This is a genomic window from Saccharopolyspora gloriosae (assembly GCF_014203325.1).
GTDB classification, from domain to species: domain Bacteria; phylum Actinomycetota; class Actinomycetes; order Mycobacteriales; family Pseudonocardiaceae; genus Saccharopolyspora_C; species Saccharopolyspora_C gloriosae.
Map to the genome: position 1 here is coordinate 3,382,870 of NZ_JACHIV010000001.1, position 21,158 is coordinate 3,404,027.

Annotated in this window: 18 protein-coding genes; 11 read left to right on the forward strand and 7 right to left on the reverse strand. The window is 71.4% G+C overall.

Annotated elements, in window-relative coordinates; translation table 11 throughout:
* Positions 1-152 precede the first annotated feature (152 nt).
* From BJ969_RS14960 to BJ969_RS14975, 4 genes are all read left to right on the forward strand, one after another.
* Positions 153-1,304 carry a Gfo/Idh/MocA family protein gene (locus BJ969_RS14960; RefSeq protein WP_184479531.1) on the forward strand — a complete coding sequence of 384 codons (1,152 nt, stop codon included), beginning with the start codon at positions 153-155 and terminating at the stop codon, positions 1,302-1,304.
* Positions 1,301-2,476 (forward strand): DUF993 family protein, encoded by a 1,176-nt coding sequence (locus tag BJ969_RS14965; RefSeq protein ID WP_184479532.1) that lies wholly within the window; start codon positions 1,301-1,303, stop codon positions 2,474-2,476. Before BJ969_RS14960 ends, BJ969_RS14965 begins: the two co-directional genes overlap by 4 nt.
* Positions 2,473-3,321, forward strand: coding sequence for a sugar phosphate isomerase/epimerase family protein (locus BJ969_RS14970; protein WP_184479533.1), 849 nt, complete (start codon positions 2,473-2,475; stop codon positions 3,319-3,321). Before BJ969_RS14965 ends, BJ969_RS14970 begins: the two co-directional genes overlap by 4 nt.
* Positions 3,322-3,531: 210 nt before the next feature.
* On the forward strand, positions 3,532-4,908 hold the full coding sequence (locus tag BJ969_RS14975) for a hypothetical protein (RefSeq protein ID WP_184479534.1): 1,377 nt from the start codon (positions 3,532-3,534) through the stop codon (positions 4,906-4,908).
* Positions 4,909-4,912: 4 nt separating this feature from the next.
* Here the strand turns inward: BJ969_RS14975 and BJ969_RS14980 are convergent, their stop codons facing one another.
* The 5 genes from BJ969_RS14980 to BJ969_RS15000 all read right to left on the reverse strand — a co-directional run bounded on the left by BJ969_RS14980 (position 4,913) and on the right by BJ969_RS15000 (position 10,386).
* Positions 4,913-5,935 carry a substrate-binding domain-containing protein gene (locus BJ969_RS14980; RefSeq protein WP_184479535.1) on the reverse strand — a complete coding sequence of 341 codons (1,023 nt, stop codon included), beginning with the start codon at positions 5,933-5,935 and terminating at the stop codon, positions 4,913-4,915.
* On the reverse strand, positions 5,884-6,501 hold the full coding sequence (locus tag BJ969_RS14985; RefSeq protein ID WP_184479536.1) for a P-loop nucleotide/nucleoside kinase family protein: 618 nt from the start codon (positions 6,499-6,501) through the stop codon (positions 5,884-5,886). Before BJ969_RS14985 ends, BJ969_RS14980 begins: the two co-directional genes overlap by 52 nt.
* Complete coding sequence (locus BJ969_RS14990; RefSeq protein ID WP_184479537.1) at positions 6,498-7,877, reverse strand: sugar porter family MFS transporter; 1,380 nt, start codon at positions 7,875-7,877, stop codon at positions 6,498-6,500. The genes BJ969_RS14985 and BJ969_RS14990 overlap by 4 nt, the downstream gene beginning before the upstream one ends.
* A 188-nt stretch (positions 7,878-8,065) precedes the next feature.
* Positions 8,066-8,965, reverse strand: coding sequence for a hypothetical protein (locus tag BJ969_RS14995; RefSeq protein WP_184479538.1), 900 nt, complete (start codon positions 8,963-8,965; stop codon positions 8,066-8,068).
* The gene (locus tag BJ969_RS15000; RefSeq protein WP_184479539.1) at positions 8,962-10,386 is read right to left on the reverse strand and encodes an FGGY family carbohydrate kinase; all 1,425 of its coding nucleotides are present in this window, start codon (positions 10,384-10,386) and stop codon (positions 8,962-8,964) included. The genes BJ969_RS14995 and BJ969_RS15000 overlap by 4 nt, the downstream gene beginning before the upstream one ends.
* 329 nt (positions 10,387-10,715) lie before the next feature.
* Here BJ969_RS15000 and BJ969_RS15005 point away from each other — a divergent pair, with 329 nt between their 5' ends.
* Together BJ969_RS15005 and BJ969_RS15010 are read left to right on the forward strand one after the other, a co-directional pair.
* Positions 10,716-11,603: a poly(ethylene terephthalate) hydrolase family protein gene (locus BJ969_RS15005; protein WP_184479540.1), complete on the forward strand. Its 888-nt coding sequence runs from the start codon at positions 10,716-10,718 to the stop codon at positions 11,601-11,603.
* A gap of 275 nt (positions 11,604-11,878) precedes the next feature.
* On the forward strand, positions 11,879-12,298 hold the full coding sequence (locus BJ969_RS15010) for a PPOX class F420-dependent oxidoreductase (protein WP_184479541.1): 420 nt from the start codon (positions 11,879-11,881) through the stop codon (positions 12,296-12,298).
* Between the two features lie 16 nt (positions 12,299-12,314).
* Here BJ969_RS15010 and BJ969_RS15015 read toward each other — a convergent pair whose 3' ends face one another.
* Positions 12,315-12,893 carry a DinB family protein gene (locus tag BJ969_RS15015; RefSeq protein ID WP_184479542.1) on the reverse strand — a complete coding sequence of 193 codons (579 nt, stop codon included), beginning with the start codon at positions 12,891-12,893 and terminating at the stop codon, positions 12,315-12,317.
* A gap of 336 nt (positions 12,894-13,229) precedes the next feature.
* Between BJ969_RS15015 and BJ969_RS15020 the strand changes: the two genes are divergently transcribed.
* The 5 genes from BJ969_RS15020 to BJ969_RS15040 all read left to right on the forward strand — a co-directional run bounded on the left by BJ969_RS15020 (position 13,230) and on the right by BJ969_RS15040 (position 19,732).
* Positions 13,230-14,534, forward strand: a complete 1,305-nt coding sequence (locus BJ969_RS15020; RefSeq protein WP_184479543.1) for an MFS transporter — start codon at positions 13,230-13,232, stop codon at positions 14,532-14,534.
* The gene (locus BJ969_RS15025) at positions 14,531-14,899 is read left to right on the forward strand and encodes an L-rhamnose mutarotase (RefSeq protein WP_184479544.1); all 369 of its coding nucleotides are present in this window, start codon (positions 14,531-14,533) and stop codon (positions 14,897-14,899) included. Before BJ969_RS15020 ends, BJ969_RS15025 begins: the two co-directional genes overlap by 4 nt.
* Positions 14,896-16,068, forward strand: a complete 1,173-nt coding sequence (gene rhaI, locus BJ969_RS15030) for an L-rhamnose isomerase (protein WP_184479545.1) — start codon at positions 14,896-14,898, stop codon at positions 16,066-16,068. The genes BJ969_RS15025 and rhaI overlap by 4 nt, the downstream gene beginning before the upstream one ends.
* Positions 16,069-16,103: 35 nt before the next feature.
* Positions 16,104-18,143: a bifunctional aldolase/short-chain dehydrogenase gene (locus tag BJ969_RS15035; RefSeq protein ID WP_184479546.1), complete on the forward strand. Its 2,040-nt coding sequence runs from the start codon at positions 16,104-16,106 to the stop codon at positions 18,141-18,143.
* 173 nt (positions 18,144-18,316) lie between these two features.
* Positions 18,317-19,732 (forward strand): rhamnulokinase, encoded by a 1,416-nt coding sequence (locus tag BJ969_RS15040; RefSeq protein WP_184479547.1) that lies wholly within the window; start codon positions 18,317-18,319, stop codon positions 19,730-19,732.
* Between the two features lie 265 nt (positions 19,733-19,997).
* Here the strand turns inward: BJ969_RS15040 and BJ969_RS15045 are convergent, their stop codons facing one another.
* A complete protein-coding gene (locus BJ969_RS15045) occupies positions 19,998-21,137 on the reverse strand; it encodes an alpha/beta hydrolase family protein (RefSeq protein ID WP_184479548.1) in 1,140 nt (379 codons plus the stop codon).
* Positions 21,138-21,158: the final 21 nt, after the last annotated feature.

Genomic DNA, 21,158 nt, shown 5'->3' on the forward strand with positions numbered 1-21,158 from the left:
ACCGCAGCGGTGTCGCAGCTGACGAGCTCAAGACCGTTCCCCCGGTACCGCCGCCGACGTCCTCCTCGGAAAACGCCTTCCGTTGCACCTTGCCTCGCGAACCGGCTTCCGCCTACGGTTTTGGTAAGCGCTTTCCAGAGAGGCGGTACCGCATGACGGAGCGAAGGCTGGGCGTCATCATGAACGGCGTCACCGGCAGGATGGGGCACCGCCAGCACCTGGTGCGGTCGGTCCTGGCCATCCGGGAGCAGGGCGGCGTCGAGCTCTCCGACGGCAGCCGGGTGCGGCTCGACCCGATCCTCGTCGGCCGCAACGCCGAGAAGCTCGCGGAGCTCGCGGCACGGCACGACCTGGACCGGTGGACCACCGACCTCGACACCGCCCTGTCCGATACCGAGGACGCGCTCTACTTCGACGCGCAGCTGACGAGCGTGCGGGAACCCGCGATCATGCGGGCGATCGCCGCGGGCAAGCACGTCTACACCGAGAAGCCGATCGCCGACGACGTCGAGGGCGCGCTGCGGCTGGCCCACGCGGCGAGCGAGGCGGGCGTACGGGCCGGCGTGGTGCACGACAAGCTCTACCTGCCGGGCCTGCTGAAGCTGCGGCGCCTGGTGGAGAGCGGCTTCTTCGGCCGCGTCCTGTCGGTGCGCGGCGAATTCGGCTACTGGGTCTTCGAAGGCGATCTGCAACCGGCGCAACGCCCGAGCTGGAACTACCGCCAGGAGGACGGCGGCGGCATCACCACCGACATGTTCCCGCACTGGAACTACGTGCTGGAGAACCTGTTCGGCCGCGTCGAAGCGGTCACCGCACGCGTGGTCACGCACATCCCGCAGCGCTGGGACGAACGCGGCGACGCCTACCCCGCCACCGCCGACGACGCCGCCTACGGCATCTTCGAGCTCGACGGCGGGATCGTCGCGCAGCTCAACTCCTCGTGGACGACCCGCGTGCACCGCGACGAGCTGGTGGAGTTCCACGTGGACGGCACGCACGGCAGCGCCGTCGCCGGCCTGCACCAGTGCCGCGCGCAGCACCGCGCCGCGACCCCGAAACCGGTGTGGAACCCCGACCTGGTGGAGCGCACCCCGTTCCGGGAGCAGTGGTCGCCCGTGCCCGACAACGGGGAGTTCGACAACGGGTTCAAGGCGCAGTGGGAGCAGTTCGTGCGCTACCTGCACAACGACGGCGACCACCCCTACGACTTCCTGGCCGGAGTGCGCGGACTGCGGCTCGCCGAGGCGGGGCTCACGTCCTCCCGTGAGGGGCGCCGCGTCGAGCTCGGCGAGGTGGCACCGTGACCGCGCTGCAGCTGCCCCGCGCGGACGGCACCCTCGTCGAGCACGTGCTCACCCCGCCCCGGCACTGGCCGGAACCGGCCGGTCCATTGAGGACTCGCGTCGCCTACGCCGCGGTGCACGTGGTGCCGAGGGCGCTGGGCGAGAACGTGCCGGGTGCCCCCGCCGACATCGATTGGGAGTCGACCCTGGCGTACCGGCGCCGCATCTGGTCCTACGGGCTGGGGGTCGCCGAGGCCATGGACACCGCGCAGCGCGGCATGGGCGTCGGCTGGACGCAGGCCGCCGAGCTCATCCGCCGCTCAGCCTCCGAAGCGCGCGCCACCGGTGGCGCGATCGCCGCCGGAGCGGGAACCGATCAGCTCGACCTCGCCGCGCTCCCGTCCGGGCGCGCGGGCCTGGAGGCGGTGCTGGACGCCTACCGCGAGCAGCTGGAGGTCGTCGCGGACAGCGGCGCGACGGTCATCGTGATGGCCTCCCGCGCGCTGGCCGCGATCGCGCGCTCGGCCGCGGACTACGCCGCGGTGTACGGAGCGTTGCTCGACGAGGCCGACGCACCGGTGATCCTGCACTGGCTGGGACCGATGTTCGACCCGCTGCTCAACGGCTACTGGGGCAGCGAGGAGGTGGCAGCGGCGACGCGGACCTTCCTGGAGATCATCCGGGCGCGCCCGGAGAAGGTCGACGGCGTGAAGGTCTCGCTGCTCGACGCCGAGCACGAGATCGCGCTCCGACGCGCCCTGCCGACCGGAGTGCGCCTCTACACCGGCGACGACTTCAACTACCCCGGCCTGATCGTGGGCGAGGGCACCGACCATTCGGACGCGCTGCTGGGCGTGTTCGCGGCGATCTACCCGGCCGCGTCCGCCGCGATCCAAGCCCTCGACCGCGACGATCCGCGCACCGCGAAGTCCATTTTGGACAGCACGGAACCGTTGGGACGACTGCTGTTCGAATCCCCGACGTTCCACTACAAGACCGGAATCGCGTTCCTGTCCTGGCTCAACGGTCACCAGCCCGGCTTCGCCATGGCCGGTGGCCTGCACGCAGGCCGGTCGGTCCCGCACCTCGCCGAGGTGCTCCGAGCGGCCGACGGCGCGGGCCTGCTGCTCGACCCCGACCTGGCGGCGCACCGGATGCGGCAGTTCCTCGCGGTGAACGGAGTGCGGACATGACCGACGACCTGGCGAGGCTGTCGCTGAACACGGCGACGACGAAGCGGTGGACGCTGCGCGAAGCCGTCGACGGCGCGGCTCGGGCCGGGCTGCCCGCGGTCGGGCTGTGGCGCGACCGCGTCGCCGAAGCAGGGCTGGAGACGGCGGCGAAGACGGTGCGCGACGCGGGCCTGCGGGTCTCCAGCCTGTGCCGGGGCGGCTTCCTCACGGCCGCCGACCCGGCGGGAGCGCAGGCCGCGCTGGACGACAACCGGGCGGCGATCGTCGAGGCCGCCACCGTGGGCACGGACGCGTTGATCCTGGTCGTGGGTGGCCTGCCCGACGGGAGCCGCGACCTCGCCGGAGCGCGCGCCAGGGTGGCCGACCGGCTCGCCGAACTCGCCCCGTTCGCCCGCGAGCACGGCGTGCGCCTCGTACTCGAACCCCTGCACCCGATGTACGTCGCCGACCGCGCCGTGGTCTCCACGCTGGAGCAGGCGCTGGACCTCGCCGCGCCGCACCCGGCCGACGCGGTGGCCGTCGTCGTCGACACCTTCCACGTCTTCTGGGATCCGAACCTCGCCGACAGCGTCGCGCGCGCGGGCCGCGAACACCGCATCGCCGCCTACCAGGTGTGCGACTTCAACCTCCCCATCGCAGCGGATGCCCTGCTGTCCCGGGGAATGATGGGCGACGGCGTCATCGACTTCACCCCCATCACCCGCGCGATCACCGCCACCGGCTACACCGGAGACGTCGAAGTGGAGATCTTCAACGCCGACATCTGGTCCACCCCCGGCGACGAAGTCCTCCCCACGATGACCGCCCGCTACCGACAACTCGTCTTGCCCCACCTCGGTGGATGAGCATGACTCCCCCTGACGGCCCAACAGGCGATCGTTCACCGCCACCGCGCCCTTTCAAAACCCCCTGGACGCACCAATCGACCGGCGTTCGGAGGACCCGCGAGCTGCGCAAAACGCTGCTCCGAACGTCAGCCGACAGGCGGCAGACAACGAGGCGCCGCTTGTGGTGAGTTGGCACGGTCTCGCTGATCAAGCAGCCGTGGAGGGTGAGTGGACCTCAAGACAGCGTTCGAGAAGCTCAACGAAGAATCCGTCGTGTCGTTCCACTCGACCCCTCGCCTTGTCGACCAAGTGCGCGGGCGCGCGAAACACCTCGATCGGGAACGCGTCAAGAAGAAGCGTCCGCCCCTGGCGCGGCCCGGCCGAACATTTCCGTTCCCTGGCGCGCAGAACGCAGCGAGCGGTATGTCAGTCACTCCTTGGCAGCTGCTGCACACCTTTGCCCGTGCGGTCGCACTGGCCGGACAGGGTTCCGCGCGTGCGTTGGCCCAGCAATGGGACTGCCTGCGCTACGTCACGGCCATCGAAACCCGCGACGGACGTCGGATGCGGCTCAGTTCCGAGGGCGAGAACTGGCACACCCACAAGCGGTCGCTGCAAGCTCGAGATCTCGGCAGTGCCTTCGGACTTTCAGCCGCACAGCAGCTGTTGCGGGAGCGCTACCCCGATCACCGGTTCGACGTCCTGGATGCGGAAATCGTGTTCAGCGCCTTCCGCCCCGCGAAGGGGCGGAGGCCTGCGGCAGGAAACTCCGGATTGCCGAACCATTTCCTCGTGGGGCGCAAACCAGGTGCCCCGCTGCGCATCTTCGCCGTGGACGCAAGGGGATCGCACGGTAAGCCGGAGGCCCAGCACGACCAGCTCGCGCGTTCACAGCACCGTGCGCACACGTTGCTGCTCGGCGAGTCGGACACGAGAGGAGAGCCGGTTCCCGCACTGATGCTCGCGACGAGCTTGCTCAAGGGCGAGGGCATCGAGACCCGAGTGTTGGCGACGGACGGGCTCGGCATCCTGACGGTGCCTGGGAAGTCCGCTCCGAACCTGTCCGAACCTGCTGCCGACAAGAACTTGTACCCCGAGATCGACACTCGCGATGCCGACGGGCTCCCGAGTTCACGTCCCGGCTTCGCCATTCACGAGGATCACTGGGAATGGCTGTCTCAGATCCTCGCCCGCACTGGGGCCGCTTCTCTGCTCACCTTCGCCGGAGAACGAGACACAGCTCGCGGCCTTCTCACGGAGCGTCAGCAGAAGCTGCTGGGCCCGACCGGCTCCGACTCGACCCCTGGACTCCAGTGCGATGCCAGCATCACGCTCGGAGGCATGACCTTTGTGGGAACCGACCAGGTCTTCCGCCTGCGAAAGCAACGCGTCGAGGTGTTCTCCGCGCTGCTCTCCGAGCAACGCGACCTGCTTGCCAACTGGCGTTTGGATGAGCACGAAGCACGCCTGCCGACGGTCCTGAAGGCATGGCACCGCAACAAGTCCGTCGTCGAGCACCAATGGGGTGGACTAGTGCACATGGACTCGAGCGGCGCGTTGCTGGCGATCAGGAAGCAGCGCAGGTCCAACCGACGACTGCTCTGACCTACTACCGCGATACCGCGGAGAGGGGGATTTCGCCGGAGCCTCGGGGGGTGAGGGTGAGCGGGAGGGTGAGGGTGGCGCCGGTCCCCGTTGTGCCGTCGAGTTGGTTGAACAGCTCGGCGGTGGCGGTGCGGGCGATGACGGCGGGGGCCTGGTCGACGACGGTGACCGCCGGGTACAGGGACTCGGCCATCGGGAAGTCGCCGAAGCTGATGAAGGCGATGTCGGGGCGTCCGCGCGCGTGCAGCGCGGGCACCACGCCGAGCGAGCAGCGCGCGTTCGAGGAGAGCACCGCGGTGGGCGGTTCCAGGGAGCGCAGCAGGTCGTCGAGCGCGCTGCGGGCTTCGGCTGCGCTGGACAGGCCCGTTTTGACGAGGTGCTCGTCCACGCCGACGCGGGAGGACTCCATGGCGCTGCGGTAGCCGCGGATCCGCTCGCCGGTGGTGTAGACGTCGGGTCGGTCGCCGATGAGCGCGATGCGGGTGTGCCCTGAGTGCAGCAGGTGGCGGGTCGCGGCCTCCGCCGCGCCGAAGTCGTCCCCGAGGACGGTGGTGCCGAGCCCGGTCGCCGGTCGTGCCGGGCGGTCCGCGAAGACCACCGGCGTGCTGCCCGCGACGGCGCGCAGGTAGCTCTGGTCGCGGCTGACCGGAACCATGATCAGGCCCGAGACCTGGCGCTGCAGCAGGCTTTCCACGAGTCCGTGCTCGCGTTCCGGGTCGCCGCCGACGCTGGAGACGAGCACCGCGTGGCCGCGTTCCAGCGCGCTTTGCTCGATGACGCTGGCCATCTCGGCGAAGAACGGGTCCGACAGCGATTCCAGCACCACGCCGATCGCCTCGTCGCGGCCCACCCGCAGCGAGCGGGCGTGGAAGTTCGGCCGGTAGTTCAGCTCGTCGATGGTGGCCTGCACCTGACCGCGGGTGCTCTCGGAGACCCCGGCCGCGCCGTTGATCACGCGCGAGACGGTCTTGGGGCTCACTCCGGCCGCGGTGGCCACGTCGTAGAGCGTGACGTTGCCTCCAGGCACGCCGGTTCCCTTCCACTCAGGCCGCGCCGGTCCAGCTCGGCGAGCTGCTCGGCGATCGGCCGCGTCGCGTCCACTTTAACGTGCGGGGTGATCGGCGGGGCCGTCCGCGCGGCCAGCACCCGCTCCGGGGCGGCGAGCTTGTCGGCGTCGCGTTCGGCCGCCCGCCCGCGCATCCGGGCCAGGACGACCTCCGGTGGGCTGTCCATCCAGACCAGCACCGGGTCGACGTCGACCGCGCGGAACCGCTCGGTGGCGGCCGCCCACGAAGCCGGGTCGGCGCGTTCGGCGGTGAACGGCGCGACGAGCACCGCGGAGGTGCCGACCCGCACCGAGTCGAACGCCGTGGCCAGCAACGACTCGTAGCGCGCGCCGCGGGCGTGCTCCCGCATCCACGGGTGGTCCGGCGCGGCGCCCGCGCCGCTGACCTCGCCCAGCAGGGAGGTCAGCGGCCCGGTGACGACGTCGAGGTCGAGCAGCGCGGCACCCAGCCGTGCGGCCAGCGCCCCGGCCAGCGTGGTCTTGCCGCTGGCCGGAGCACCGGAGACGAACACCGCGAGCGGGCTCATCCCCGCGCCCTGGCCCGCAGGGTCGCCTCGACCTCTTCGAGCGTGCGGTTGCGGGTCTCGGGCAGGTACTTCTTCAGGTAGAAGAAGCCGATCAGGCCGAACAGGGCGTAGAGCCAGAACAGCCCGCTGGGCGTGAACGCCTCGAAGGCGCTCAGCACGGTCAGCGAGATGATCAGGTTCAGGCCCCAGTGGGTGAACATGCCGAAGCTGCCCGCCTTGCCGCGCAGCGCGGTCGGGAAGATCTCGCTGTTGATCAACCACATGGCGAGTCCGATGCTGGCCGAGAACATCGCCTCGTAGGTGATCAGCAGCGCGACCAGCGCGACGCCCCACCCGCCGCCGAGGTCGGTCACCGCGTAGAGCAGGCCGATCCCCACCAGCGAGGCGACGACCCCGCCCAGGCCCACCAGCAGGAGCGGGCGGCGCCCGATCCGGTCGACCAGCAGCAGCCCGACGAGGGTGAACACCACGTTGGCCACACCGATGCCGACCGACGACAGGATCGCCGCCGACGTCCCGAAACCGGCCTTCGTCAGCAGGGTCGGCGCGTAGTAGGTGATCGCGTTGACGCCGACCAGCTGGTTCACCGCGGCCACACCGATGCCGAGGTAGATCGCCGGGCGCATCGCGGGCTTGAGCACGTCGCGGTAGGTCACGCCGTCCTCGGCGGTGACCGCCGAGGACAACGCGCGCAGCTCCGACTCGACCCGGTCCGGACCGACGATGCGCCGCAACACTTCGCGCGCCTCCTGCGACCGCCCGCGCGAGACCAGCCACCGCGGGCTCTCCGGCAACCGGAACAGGCCGGCGAACATCAGCAGCGACGGCAGCCCTGCCAGCCCCAGCATCCAGCGCCAGGCACCCGCTTCGGCGAGCACGTACCCGGACATGTAGGACAGCAGAATCCCGGAGCTGATCATGATCTGGTTGATCGACACCAGGCTGCCGCGCTTCTCCGGGGGCGCGATCTCGGCGATGTAGGCGGGCACCGACAACGACGCCGTGCCGATGGCGAAGCCGAGCAGCAGCCGCGAACCGAGCAGCGTCGCCAGGTCCGGTGCCAGCGCCGAGATCACCGCGCCGGCGGTGAACACCACGCTGGTGATCGACAAGGTGCGCCTGCGGCCCAGGGCGTCGGCGATGATCCCGCCGAGCCCGACGCCGACGATCGCGCCGACCAGCAGCGAGGCGACCACGACCTGCTGCCACAGCTCGGAGAGCTGGAACTCCGGGGCGATGTAGAGCAGGGCCGCCGAGATGACGCCGGTGTCGTAGCCGAACAGCAGCCCGCCGAGCGCCGCGACGAGCGCGGCTCCGGTGACGGCCTTCCCGGCGGCGCGGGAGGGTGGTGCGGGATCGAGTGACGTGGTGGCCACTGTCGAACCTCATTTCTCCGGCGACGCTGCCGGGGAAGAGCGGTGCGGAATCTTCAGGTGTCGCCTGCCGGTGCGGCGAGCGCGTGTCCTGTCGGCGGTGGAGCCGCTGAGCGGTGCCCGGCGGCTCCTCAGCGATCTCCTCGCGGGACCGGCGATGTCGTTGGCCCCGCAGCGGAAACACCGCCCGGTCAGGCGGTGATGGAGGTCCACGGGGTGGCTCGGCCCTGGATGGCCGTCACGCACTGGTCGAGCCGGCGGCGGGCGGTGTCGGCGAGGAACGGGCGCCGCTCCGGCTGGTCCAGCGCCACCGCGTCCTTCCAGAAGGCACGCCCCGCGATGAAACCGGAGGCGCCGCCCTCGTCGCAGGAGATCCGCAGCACGTCCTGGAACTCGTCGAAGCCGACTCCGGCGGAGAGCACGACCCACGGGACGGTGACGACCTCGGCGAGGCGGCGGCACGCCTCGGCCGAACCCGGGTACTCCAGCTTCAGCAGGTCGGGCTTGAGCTCGTCGAGCGCGCGGGCGGACTCGATGATCGCGTCGGCGCGGGCCTGCGGGGACAGCTCGCCCTCCCCGGGCAGCGGGTAGATCAGGTTCTCGATCACCGAGGGCACGCCGTCGGCGCGGCAGTCCGCGACGACCTCCGCGGCGGCGTCGACCGCCTCCGCCGAGACGTCCCGGCCGCCGAGCTCGCGGTCCCGGTCGGCGCGCAGCTGCACGAAGAACTTCACCGCGTGCCCGCCCATGTCGCGCACCCACTGGGCGTTCTGCTCGGGCTCGCGGCGGGTCAGCGGCTCGTCGCCGAACTTCCCGCGGTCGGACGGTTCCGCGGCGACGGCGAGTCCGGCGCCGGGCGCGAGGTTGCCGTCCTCGACGGCGGCCGGGACGCCGAAGTCGGGGTCGACGAGCAGGCCGCTGGCGCTGGGCGAGAGCCCGCCCACCACGTCCCCCTTGAACCCGCGCAGCAGGTCGTCGTCGATGGGCTGGTTCGCGGCGGTGAACATGCGCCGCAAGGTGTTGCGCTGGTCGAGCGCGACGATGGCGAAGGTGCCGTCGGACTGGGCGATGTCGGCGAGGGCCGCGGTCATGGTTGCGCTCCGATGGTGTCGAGGGCGTTGTCGGTGAACTGACGGGCGATGTCCACTGCGGACACCGCGGTCTCGCCGTCGGCGTGCGCGGCGGCACGGGCGGCGAAGATGGCAGCGCCGTAGGCGCTGGGCTGGTCGAGGCGCGAGTAGCGGACCTCGGGCAGGCTGCGCTGCTTCGCCGCGCGGAAGCTGCCCATCCGGGTCCAGCCGCCCGCGGCGGTGACGTGCTCGTGCGGCCCGGCTTCCGCGGCCATCAGCGCGATCACGGCGTCGGTCTCCGCCATGGCGTGCGACAGCGCCGCCGACCACACCCGCAGCGGGGTCGCGCCGTCGCCGCCGAGCCGCACGTCGACGTGCTCGCTGCGGGCGTGCGCACCGCTGACCTGGATGGCCGCGCCTTCGGGGGGCTCGCTGAGCCACTGCTCGTCGAGTTCGGCCCGGCCGGGTTGTTCCTTGCGCCCCAGCAGCGCGAGCACCTGGTCCAGCAGCAGGCCGCCGCGGGTACCGCCGAGCAGGATCCAGCGGCCCGGCAGGACGTGCATGCCCTGCGCGATGCCTTCGTCGGTGAGCCGGGCGCGCTGGTCGTCCCGCAAGGGCGCCGACGCGACGCGCAGCAGCGCCTCGGAGGTGCCGCAGGAGTCGAACAGGTGCTCGCCGTGCCAGACGCCGCTGGCGACGGAGGCGACCGGGTGGTCGTGCCCGGCGACGCTGAGCACCGCGCCGCGCACCGACTCCGGGACATCGGGGTGGTCGACGGTGCCGATCGGCGTTCCGGCCGGGGTGAGCGGCGGCAGCACCGCGGCGGACAGCCCCAGGTGCTCCAGCGCAGGGGACCACGGCGACCGGGTGGCCTGGTCGAGCAGCCCGGTCCGGGAGGCCAGCGACGGTTCGGTGACCGCCGCGCCGCCCAACGCGTGGGCGACGTACTCGGGCACGTTGAGCCAGCGCCCGGCGCGGCGCGGGGACAGGCCCTGCTCGACGAGGCGGTTCAGCTTCGCGAACGAGCACAGCGGGCTCAGCGGCAGTCCGGTGCGCGCGCTGAACTCGCGCACCAGATCTCCGGGCAGCGCGGCGAGTTCGGCTCCGCCGCGCTGGTCGAACCACGCGATGATCGGGTGCATCGGGGTGCCGCGGCGGTCGAGCAGGACCCCGGACTCCGCCATCCCGGTGATCGCGACGGACGTGACCCGCAGGCCGTGGGCGGAGCGCTCGGCCACCTGCACGGCACCGGACACAGTGGACAGAACTCTGCCCAGGAGCAGCTCGGCGGGCAGTTCGCTGTGCCCGTCGGCGGTGCGGCGCCAGTCGGTCGGCGTGCGCCGGAGGCTCAACGTCCCGCCGCGCCGATCGGTGACGAGCACCTTGATCTCGGTGCTGCCCACGTCGATGCCGACGACCGCTTCGGTCGTTGCGAACTCCACTCGGCACGCTCCTTCAGACCACGACACCGGCCTCTTCGCCGGCTGGCACAGATGGAACGCGAGCCATGTCATCGATGTCAACGCTTTTTCGATTCACCTTGGACATCGATGTCAGGCGCCGTGACCGGCACGAACCTCAAGCGGAACCGAAATCCCCGGCAGCACAGGTGAAAGACGGCCGAAAACCCGGGCGCGAAACCCGTTTCTTGACTCGCCAGTAGGCAGCGGGCAACATCATCGGAACGTGATATTCCCGGCACCGGTGGTGATCGACCCCGTGCCGCGCAGTGCGCACCGCCCATCGATTCATTTCGAGAAAGGCGTGGTTCATGACTGCAACATCGCCCTCATCGCCCGGCCGAAGACGCCGCACCCTGGTCGCCGCGACCGCGCTGCTGGGCCTGCTCGCGGGCGGCTCGCCGATCGCGCACGCCGCCGACGACTCCTACCAGCGCGGACCCGACCCGACCGAGGAGAGCATCGAAGCGCCCCTCGGCTCGTTCGCCGTCGAGCAGGAAGTGGTGCCGCGCAGCGGCGCCACGGGCTTCGGCGGCGGCACGATCTACTACCCCACCGACACCTCCGAAGGCACCTTCGGCGCCGTCGCCGTCTCCCCCGGCTACACCGGGGACCAATCCACGATGTCCTGGTACGGCCCCCGATTGGCCTCGCGGGGCTTCGTGGTGTTCACCATCGACACCCTCACCCCCTACGACCAGCCGGACTCGCGGGCCGGGCAACTGCTCGCCGCCCTCGACCACCTGAGCACCGAGCCCGCGGTGCGCGATCGCCTCGACCCGGACCGCCGCGCGGTGATGGGTCATTCGATGGGCGGCGGCGGGTCGCTGCGGGCCACCGTCGACGATCCGAGCCTGAAGGCCTCGATCCCGCTGACGCCGTGGCACACGGTGCGGGACTGGTCGGCGGTGCGGACGCCGACGCTCATCATCGGTGCGGAGAACGACGCGGTGGCTCCGGTGAGCTCCCATTCGGAACCGTTCTACGAGAGCCTGCCCGGCTCACCGGACAAGGCCTACCTGGAGCTCGCGGGCGCCGGGCACCTGGCGCCGAACACCGACGACACGACCATCGCGAAGTCGAGCATCGCGTGGCTCAAGCGCTTCGTCGACGAGGACGTCCGCTACGACCGGTTCCTGTGTCCGCCGCCGAGCGGGTCCGAGATCGCGGAGTACCGGGACACCTGCCCGATCGGGTAGTGCTCATCGCGGATCGATCGCCGTCGTGCCGGCCCGGCGCGGCGGCGTTCGCGCGTCCCGCGCGCGCGAGATCGCGTCCACTGTGCACTCGAACGCCCGATTCCCTTGAGCCGGAACGGTTTCCTCGATCCGCCGTGGATCTGCTCGGCCGCTGCGGGCGAACCCTCCACATTCGACCGGCGCTCCGCGATCACCCCCACCGCTGCGCGCGCCGAGCCGTGCGCGCCGGTACGTTGGCCACGGTCCGCACCACCACGCAGGAACGAGGAGGACCCATGTCCGTGCCACCACTGCCCGCCGACACGATCGCCCTGCTCCGCAAGCCCAACCCGTCGACCATCACGACGTTGCGCTCGGACGGGCAGCCGGTCTCCACCGCCACCTGGTACCTGTGGGAGAACGACAAGGTGCTGGTCAACATGGACGAGGGCCGCAAGCGGCTGGACCACATCCGCCGCGACCCGCGCGTCACGCTGACCGTGCTCGACGACGGCGACTGGTACACCCACGTCACCTTGCTCGGGCGGGTCACCGAACTGCGCGAGGACACCGGGCTGACCGACATCGACCGGTTGGCCGAGCACTACCTCGGCCAGCAGTACCCCGACCGGCAGCGGCCCCGGGTGTCCGCGCTGATCGAGATCGACCGCTGGCACGGCTGGGGCAGCCAGAAGGACAGCAGCCAGCCCGGCTGACCCCGCGCGGGACGGATCAGCCGCGGTGCTCGTCGGCCGCGGCTTGGATCCGCCCGACGTACGCCGCCCAGTGCGCGGCGTCTCCGAAGTCCTCGTGGTCGGGCCCGCCCCGGCCGTCGACGCCCTCGCGCAGGACGTCGACGTGCCCCGCGTGCTGCGCGGTCTCCGCGACCACCCTCACCAGCAGGTGCCCCAAGGTCGTGTCCCGCCGCGCCGCCGGCCACCACGGCACGTGCGCGGGCGCGTCCAGCGGCAGCTCCGCCACCACCCGGTCCGAATGCGCCCAGGCCTCCCGGTAGAGCCCCACGAGGTGGTCCCGGGACTGCTCGGCGGTGGCCCACATGTCCGCGCCGTCCCAGATCGAACCGTCCTCGACCCATGGCAGCCGCACCGGTGACGGGCGCCCGGCGCAGTCGCCGAGGTAGCCGGCTTCGATGCCCGCCAAGTGCTTGACCAGGCCGAGGACGTTGGATCCGCTGGGTGTCAGCGGACGGCGCGCGTCGTACTCCCCCAGCCCGTCCAGTCCGCGCAGCACGGTGTCGCGGGACTGCTGGAGGTAGTGCAGCAGATAGTCCGCGATCGTCGTCTCACCCATGGGGAGGACCGTAGTGCGCCGGTCCGACGGCGCGCGGCTCGCGGCCCTGATCCGACGGTGGATCAAGCCGATCCCACGCCAGGTGTTTAATCGTTACACACCTACGCGGCCTGCGGATCTTGCACCTCGACCCCAGCGGACACCCGGCCGCTCCTGCTCCGTTTCCGGAACGTCCTCGGCTCGAACGCGTTCGGAGCACCTGCCACTAGACCAGCAGGACCTTGTCCTCCGACGGCGCAACCCCTTATCGTGCGGATCCATTGATTGAAACGTTTCAACACTCCGTGCGCTCGCCGCCGGAGCCTGCGACATCAGAGCCGATGGACAGGAGGACCGATGGGGGTCCGATTCGGTAGCGAACGCACGACCGGCTGGCGCGCGACGATCGCCGTGGCCATGTCGAACTACATCGAGGCGGGCTCGATCATCGCGATCGCCACCAGCCTCAGCCTCTGGCAGGAGCGCTTCGGCCTGGACGATCTGGCGGTCGGGCTGCTCGCCGCGCTGAGCGCGAACGCGTTCGGCGCCGCCGCGGGCGCGGCCATCGGCGGCCCGCTGTGCGACCGCTACGGCCGCAAGTTCATCTACACCTACGACCTGCTGCTGTACATGCTGGGTGTGCTGCTGGCGGTGTTCGCCACGTCCTTCGGGATGCTGCTGACCGCGTTCGTGCTCACCGGCATCGCCGTCGGCGCGGGCGTCACCGCCTCCTGGACCTACATCGCGGAAGAAGCGCCGCACGACAAGCGGGCCGCCCACGTCGGCGCCGCGCAGCTCGCGTGGTCGATCGGGCCGACGCTCGGCTACCTGCTGGCGGTCGTGGCCGCCCCGTTCGGCCTGCTCGGCAGCCGGTTGATCTTCCTGCACCTGTTCGTCGTCGCGGCCGTGACCTGGTGGGTGCGCCGCGGCCTCGCGGAATCGACGCTGTGGCGCGACCGCAAGGACGATCCGAGTCAGCAGCTCACCTTCCTGAGCAGCGTGCGCGGCCTGTTCAGCAGGAGGACGAACCTGCTCGCGATGCTGTTCCTGTTCGGCGTGTACGCGCTGTGGAACGCGGTCGCGGGGCAGGCCGGGATCTTCCAGCCGCGGGTGTACGACGCGGTCGGCCTCACCTCGGTGACCGAGCAGTACCTGCTGCAGGTCCTCGTGTGGGGCTGCACCAGCGTCGCCACCTACTTCGGATTCATGCTGCTCGCCGACCGGGTGAGCCGCCGAGCGCTGTACTGCGCCGGCGCCGCGCTGGGCGTGCTGGCCTGGGCCGCGCTGATCTACGCGCCCGCGAACACCGCGACCCTGCTCGTGTTCGCCGTCGGCTGGGGCGTGTCCTCCGGCATCGGCGCGCAGGCGTTCTACGGGCTGTGGGCCAGCGAGCTGTTCGCCACCCGCTACCGGGCCAGCGCGCAGGGCGTGCTGTTCCTGGCGGCGCGAGTGCTGGTGGGCCTGCTCAGCGTCGGATTCCCCGCGCTGCTGACGCAGATCGGACTGCGCGGGCTCGGCACGCTGATCCTCGGCTTCCTGATCGCCTCGCTGCTCATCGGCACGGTCTGGGCGCCCCGCACGCAGGGCAAGAGCCTCCAGCAGATCGAGCACGAACGCTACGGCACGCCCGAGAGCACCGGCGGCGCGGTGGTGAGCCCGTGACCCGCGTGTGCTTCCAGCTCCAGGTCGACCCGGAGCGGCTCGACGAGTACCGGCGCCGCCACGCCGCGGTGTGGCCCGAGATGCTGCGCGAGATCGAAGCGTCGGGGCGGCGCAACTACTCGTTGTTCCTGCGCCCGGACGGGCTGCTCATCGGGTACTACGAGACCGATTCCCCCGCCGCCTCCGACAACCACCTCGCCGCATCCGCCGTGGCCGCGCGGTGGGAGCGGTCCATGGCGGACCTGTTCGTCGGCGACGGCGGGCGCGCCGATCAGGCCGCCACCGCGCTCGACGAGGTCTTCCACCTGGCCGACCAGCTCGCCGACCTACCGGAAACCGATCCGTGCGAAGGAGAACGCGCATGACCCCGCCTCGTTTCGAGGAGATCACCGGCACCCTCGCCCGGCAGGCCATCGAGCTGCCGAGCTGGGCGTTCGGCAACTCGGGCACCCGGTTCAAGGTGTTCGGCACCCCCGGAACACCGCGCACTCCGCAGGAGAAGATCGCCGACGCCGCCAAGGTGCACGAGCTCACCGGCCTGGCGCCCGCCGTGGCGCTGCACATCCCGTGGGACCAGGTCGACGACTTCACCGCGCTCAAGGCGCACGCCGAAGGGCTCGGGGTGCGGCTGGGCACGATCAACTCGAACACGTTCCAGGACGAGGCCTACAAGTTCGGCAGCCTCACCCACTCCGACGCTGCGGTGCGGCGCAAGGCCGTCGACCACCACTTCCGGTGCATCGAGATCATGCACGCCACCGGGTCCACCGACCTCAAGATCTGGCTCGCCGACGGCACCAACTACCCCGGCCAGGATTCGTTGCGCGCCCGGCAGGACCGGCTGGCCGAGTCGCTGGCCGAGATTTATGAGCGGCTCGGCGAGCACCAGCGGCTAGTGCTGGAGTACAAGTTCTTCGAACCGGCCTTCTACCACACCGACGTGCCCGACTGGGGAACCTCGTTCGTCCAGGTCAGCGCGCTCGGCGACCGCGCGTTCACCTGCCTGGACACCGGGCACCACGCGCCGGGCACCAACATCGAGTTCATCGTGATGCAGTTGCTGCGCCTGGGAAAGCTCGGTTCGTTCGACTTCAACTCGCGCTTCTACGCCGACGACGACCTGATCGTCGGCGCGGCCGACCCGTTCCAGCTGTTCCGGGTGCTGCACGAGGTCGTCGCGGGCGGCGGGCTCGACGAGGGCTCGCCGGTGCGTTTCATGCTCGACCAGTGCCACAACGTGGAGGAGAAGATCCCCGCGCAGATCCGGTCCGTGCTCAACGTGCAGGAGATGACCGCGCGGGCGCTGCTGGTCGACCGCGCGGAGCTCGCGAAGGCGCAGGACGCCCACGACGTGCTGGGCGCCAACGAGGTGCTGATGGACGCCTTCCAGACCGACGTGCGACCGGCGCTCGCGCAGTGGCGCGCGTCCCGCGGGCTGCCCGCGGAACCGATGCGCGCCTACGCCGACTCCGGCCACGCCCGCTTCCTCGCCGAGCAGCGCGTCGGCGGCGCGCAGGCCGGGTGGGGAGCCTGATGTCCGACCGAGCAGGAGAGGAGAGCGCTGCCGCCATGGCGAATTCCAGCGCCGTCGAGGAACTGATCGCCCGCAGCAACCGGTTGGGCGCCGACCCGCGCAACACCAACTACGCGGGCGGCAACACCTCCGCCAAGGGCCACGACACCGACCCCGTCACCGGCGAACCGGTCGAGCTGATGTGGGTGAAGGGCTCCGGGGGTGATCTGGGCACGCTCACCGAGCGCGGGCTGGCCGTGCTCCGGCTGGACCGGTTGCGCGCGCTGTCCGGGGTCTACCCCGGGGTGGAGCGCGAGGACGAGATGGTCGCCGCGTTCGACTACGCGTTGCACGGCAAGGGCGGCGCCGCGCCGTCCATCGACACCGCGATGCACGGGCTGGTGGAGGCCGTCCACGTCGACCACCTGCACCCCGACAGCGGGATCGCGCTCGCCACCGCCGCCGACGGCCCGGAGCTGACCCGCGCGATCTTCGGCGAGAAAGTCGTGTGGGTGCCGTGGCGGCGACCCGGCTGGCAGCTCGGGCAGGACATCGCCGAGATCAAGCGGACGCACCCCGAGGCGATCGGCACCGTCCTCGGCGGGCACGGCATCACCGCGTGGGGCGAGACCAGCGACGACTGCGAGCGCAACTCGCGGTGGATCATCGAAACGGCCGCCGAGCACATCACCGCGCACGGCCGCCCCGATCCGTTCGGCGCGGTCCTCGACGGCTACGAGGCGCTGCCCGAGCGGGAGCGCCGCGCCAAGGCCGCCGCGCTCGCGCCGGTGCTGCGCGGCCTCGCGAGCACCGACAAGCGCCAGGTGGGGCACTTCACCGACGGGCCGGAAGTGCTGGAGTTCCTGGCTCGCGCGGAACATCCCCGGCTGGCGGAGCTCGGCACCAGCTGCCCCGACCACTTCCTGCGCACCAAGGTGAAACCGCTGGTGCTCGACCTGCCCGCCACCGCCTCCGTCGGCGAATCCGCGCGGCGGCTGGCAGAACTGCACGCGCAGTACCGCGAGGACTACGCGGCCTACTACCGGCGACACGCCACCGCCGACTCGCCGCCGATGCGCGGCGCCGATCCGGCGATCGTGCTGATCCCCGGCGTCGGCATGTTCAGCTACGGCGGCGACAAGCAGACCGCGCGCGTCGCCGGGGAGTTCTACGTCAACGCCATCAACGTGATGCGCGGCGCGGAGGCGCTGTCGACCTACTCCCCCATCGACGAGCGGGAGAAGTTCCGCATCGAGTACTGGGCGCTGGAAGAGGCGAAGCTGCGGCGCCGCCCGGCGCCCAAGCCGCTGGCGACGAAGGTCGCGCTGGTCACCGGGGCCGCCTCCGGCATCGGTAAGGCCACCGCGGCCCGCCTCGCCCGCGACGGGGCGGTCGTCGTGCTCGCCGACCTCGACGAGGCGAAGGCCCGGGAAGCCGCGGCCGAGATCGGCTCCCCGGACGTCGCGGTGGGCGTCGGCACGGACGTCACCGACGAGGACGCCGTGGCCGCCGCCGTCGACGCCGCGGTGCTGGCGTTCGGCGGGCTCGACGTGGTGGTCAACAACGCCGGGCTGTCGCTGTCGAAACCGCTGCTGGAGACGACCGCCGCCGACTGGGACCTCCAGCACGACGTGATGGCGAAGGGCTCGTTCCTGGTCAGCAAGGCGGCGGCGAAGGTGCTCGTCGAGCAGGGGCTCGGCGGCGACATCGTCTACATCGTGTCGAAGAACGGCGTGTTCGCCGGGCCGAACAACGTCGCCTACTCCGCCGCGAAGGCCGATCAGGCGCACCAGGTGCGGCTGCTGGCCGCCGAACTCGGCGGGCACGCGATCCGCGTCAACGGCGTCAACCCGGACGGCGTGGTGCGCGGCAGCGGCATCTTCGCCGGTGGGTGGGGCGCGCAGCGCGCGAAGGTCTACGGCGTCGCGGAGGAGGACTTGGGCGAGTTCTACGCCCAGCGCACCCTGCTCAAGCGGGAGGTGCTGCCCGAGCACGTGGCGAACGCGGTGTTCGCGCTGCTCGGCGGCGACCTGAGCCACACCACCGGGCTGCACGTCCCCGTGGACGCGGGCGTGGCGGCGGCGTTCTTGCGGTGAGCACCGCGCGGGGCCGGACCCGGCTGCCTGCTCGTCTCGGGGGTGCCGCCACACCGCTGCCTCCGCGAGGGGGTAGCTGGGGCCCGCCCGCGGTGCCGGGTCGGCGGTTCCGCCGTTGACGAGGAATTCGCCGCCGTGGCGGCAGAAGCGTTGAGCGATCCGAGGAGGAGGACATGGCTGGGGCTGTCGCCGCGGTCGACCTGGGCGCCACCAGCGGCCGGGTGATGCTCGGTCGCGCCGGGCCGGACGAACTCCGGATGCGCACCGTCGCCCGGTTCCCGAACCGGCCGGTGCGCATCCGGGGAGCGCTGCACTGGAACGTGCTGGAGCTGTACCGGGAGGTGTGCGACGGCGTTCGGCAGGCGACGCGGGAGGCGGACCTCGCGAGCATCGGCATCGACTCGTGGGCCGTGGACTACGCGCTGCTGCGCGGCGGCCGGATGCTCGGGATGCCGCACCACTACCGCGACGACCGCAACGCGGCGGCGGTCCCTACCGTGCACGAGATCGTAGGTCCTGCCGAGCTGTACGAGGTGAACGGCTTGCAGCACCTGCCGTTCACCACCACCTTCCAACTCGCCGCGGATCGGGAGGACGGGCTGCTGCCGCTGGCCGAGCGGCTGCTGCTCATCCCGGACCTGCTGGCCTACTGGCTCACCGGCGAGCAGGTCGCGGAGCGCACGAACGCCTCCACCACGGGCCTGCTCGACGCGCGGACGTCGCAGTGGTCGGAGGTGCTGCTGGACCGGCTCGGCGTCGGCCGGGACCTGGTGGCGCCGCTGGTCTCGCCCGGCGAGCGGATCGGCGAGATCACCCCGGAAGTCGCCGACGAGCTCGGCGCGGGCCGGTCGGCGGTCACGGCGGTCGGCTCGCACGACACCGCGTCCGCGGTGGTCGCCGTGCCCGCCCGCGACGACTCGTTCGCCTACATCTCCTGCGGAACGTGGTCGCTGGTCGGCGCGGAACTGGACCGGCCGCTGTTCTCCGAGCAGGGCCGGGCGGCGAACTTCACCAACGAGCTCGGCGTCGACGGCAGGATCCGCTACCTGCACAACGTGATGGGCCTGTGGCTGCTCACCGAATCCGTCGACCGGTGGAGCCGGGCGGCCCCGGCGGTCGATCTGGAATCGCTGCTCGCGGAGGCCGCCGAGATCCCGCCCGGCAGGGTCGCCGAGTTCGACCCGAACGACGCCAGGTTCCTGCCGCCCGGCGACATGCCCGCCCGCATCGCGGCCTGGCTCACCGAGCACGACCGGCCGGTTCCGGGCACCCGCGCCGAATTCGTGCGCTGCATCCTGGAAAGCCTCGCCACGGCCTACGCCGAGTCCATCGACCTGCTCGAACGGATCACCGGCCGGGCACTGTCCACCGTGCACGTCGTCGGCGGCGGGGCGCGGAACACGCTGCTGTGCCGGCTGACCGCCGAGCGCACCGGCCGCACGGTGATCGCCGGGCCGGTGGAGGCCACCGCCCTCGGCAACGTCCTCGTGCAGTCCCGAGCGGCGGGGACGGTCAGCGGCACCTTGGAGTCGATGCGGGACCTGGTGCGCCGCACGTGCGAACTCCGGCACTACCGGCCGTCCCGCTGAGCGTCCTTGCTCGTTCTGCGTGGGGTCGGGTGGCGGAACCTCAGCGTTCTTCTCGCTGCGGGATCTTTTTCCCAAGTGGCTCCGCCACGAGGGAAAAAGCCGTCCTCGCGAGAAGAACGCTGAGAACCCGCGGGTGGTCGGTTTGCTCTGGTGGTCACTGCTCAGCGGCTTCGCCCCTGACAAGACAACGACGGTGATCCCGCGCGCACGCACCGGGCCGGGGGGGGGGCGAAGACAGGACTCGGTCCCAGGGCGCGGGGGCGGATCACTGGTCGTGGTGCCAGAACAGCGCTTCCGGGTTCTCGGTGGTGGGACCGTCCAGGATCGGCTGCGCCCGCCCGCGCAGGTGCAGGTCCAGGAACGCCGCCACGTACCGGTTGCCGAGCTCGGCGCCGCGCGCGCCGGGCAGCGGCTCACCGGGGAACTCGATGCCGTACTGGTTGACCAGCATGCTCAGGTCCGTGGCCGAACCGTGCCCGGAACCGTTCAACGTGATCCACCGCTTCCAGCCGCGCAGTCCTTCCCAGGTGGCGTCCCACGTGGAGTCCGTGCCGCCGGGACCGTGCGCGCCCGAGCCGAACATGAGGAACGGGCGGTCGAGCCCGCCGGCCGGGGGTTCGAAGAAGGTGCCGTCGAGGTTCACGCCCGCGTCGATCCGCGGGTCCGCGAGCATCGATTCGAGCGCGCTCGCGCCACCGATGGAATGCCCCACCATGCCGATCCGCCGCTCGTCGACGAGCTCGCCGAACTCCGGGGCGCGGGCGAGCTCGTCGAGCACGAACCGCACGTCGTCGCTCCTGCCGCGCACCACCTTCGCCATGTCCTGCGTCTCGCAGGCGACGCATTCGGTGACCCGCCCGTCGGGGAACTCGGTTCCCGCGGACTCGTGGTCGTGCCCGATGTCGGCCACGACGTAGCCGCGACCGGCCAGTTCCTCCGCCATCCCGCTCAACGTCGCCCGCGGCCACGAGAACCCCGGGGAGAGCACGACCAGCGGATGACCCTCGGGAGTGCGCAGTGCCGGTGCGCCGACCTTCGCGTGCGTGCCGACGGTGCTGAGGATCTCCGGTGGCTCGACCGGCTGCGCGCCGTGCTCCTCCTGCAGTTCCACGAACAACCGGGATTCGGCCGGGCTCACGTACCGCGTCGGCTCGCCCACCGGTTCCGCCGCCGGGTACCAGACGGTGAGCACGAGCTCGCGCCGTTCGGCAGGCACCCACGGGTCGGCCCGGGACTCGTCGCGCAGGTGCAGCGCCGTGGATCCGACCGGGTGCGGGCCGCTCGGCTCGGGCAGCGCGAGCGCCGGCTCCGATCGCGGTGGCTCGGCCACCGCCGTGGCCGGGACCGCCAGGCACAGCAGCGTTGCCGCCAACAACGCCCCCGTAGTGCGGTTCGGTTCGCCCATCGTGTTCTCCCCAGTGCTCGC

Excerpts from the sequence above, each read along its gene's own strand:
- BJ969_RS14985 (WP_184479536.1), bottom strand. The coding sequence starts at position 6,501 with ATGAGCCCGCTCGCGGTGTTCGTCTCCGGTGCTCCGGCCAGCGGCAAG.
- BJ969_RS15010 (WP_184479541.1), top strand. The coding sequence starts at position 11,879 with ATGTCCGTGCCACCACTGCCCGCCGACACGATCGCCCTGCTCCGCAAG.
- BJ969_RS15005 (WP_184479540.1), top strand. The coding sequence starts at position 10,716 with ATGACTGCAACATCGCCCTCATCGCCCGGCCGAAGACGCCGCACCCTG.
- BJ969_RS15045 (WP_184479548.1), bottom strand. The coding sequence starts at position 21,137 with ATGGGCGAACCGAACCGCACTACGGGGGCGTTGTTGGCGGCAACGCTG.
- BJ969_RS14970 (WP_184479533.1), top strand. The coding sequence starts at position 2,473 with ATGACCGACGACCTGGCGAGGCTGTCGCTGAACACGGCGACGACGAAG.
- rhaI (WP_184479545.1), top strand. The coding sequence starts at position 14,896 with ATGACCCCGCCTCGTTTCGAGGAGATCACCGGCACCCTCGCCCGGCAG.
- BJ969_RS15020 (WP_184479543.1), top strand. The coding sequence starts at position 13,230 with ATGGGGGTCCGATTCGGTAGCGAACGCACGACCGGCTGGCGCGCGACG.
- BJ969_RS15040 (WP_184479547.1), top strand. The coding sequence starts at position 18,317 with ATGGCTGGGGCTGTCGCCGCGGTCGACCTGGGCGCCACCAGCGGCCGG.
- BJ969_RS15035 (WP_184479546.1), top strand. The coding sequence starts at position 16,104 with ATGGCGAATTCCAGCGCCGTCGAGGAACTGATCGCCCGCAGCAACCGG.
- BJ969_RS14960 (WP_184479531.1), top strand. The coding sequence starts at position 153 with ATGACGGAGCGAAGGCTGGGCGTCATCATGAACGGCGTCACCGGCAGG.
- BJ969_RS15015 (WP_184479542.1), bottom strand. The coding sequence starts at position 12,893 with ATGGGTGAGACGACGATCGCGGACTATCTGCTGCACTACCTCCAGCAG.
- BJ969_RS14995 (WP_184479538.1), bottom strand. The coding sequence starts at position 8,965 with ATGACCGCGGCCCTCGCCGACATCGCCCAGTCCGACGGCACCTTCGCC.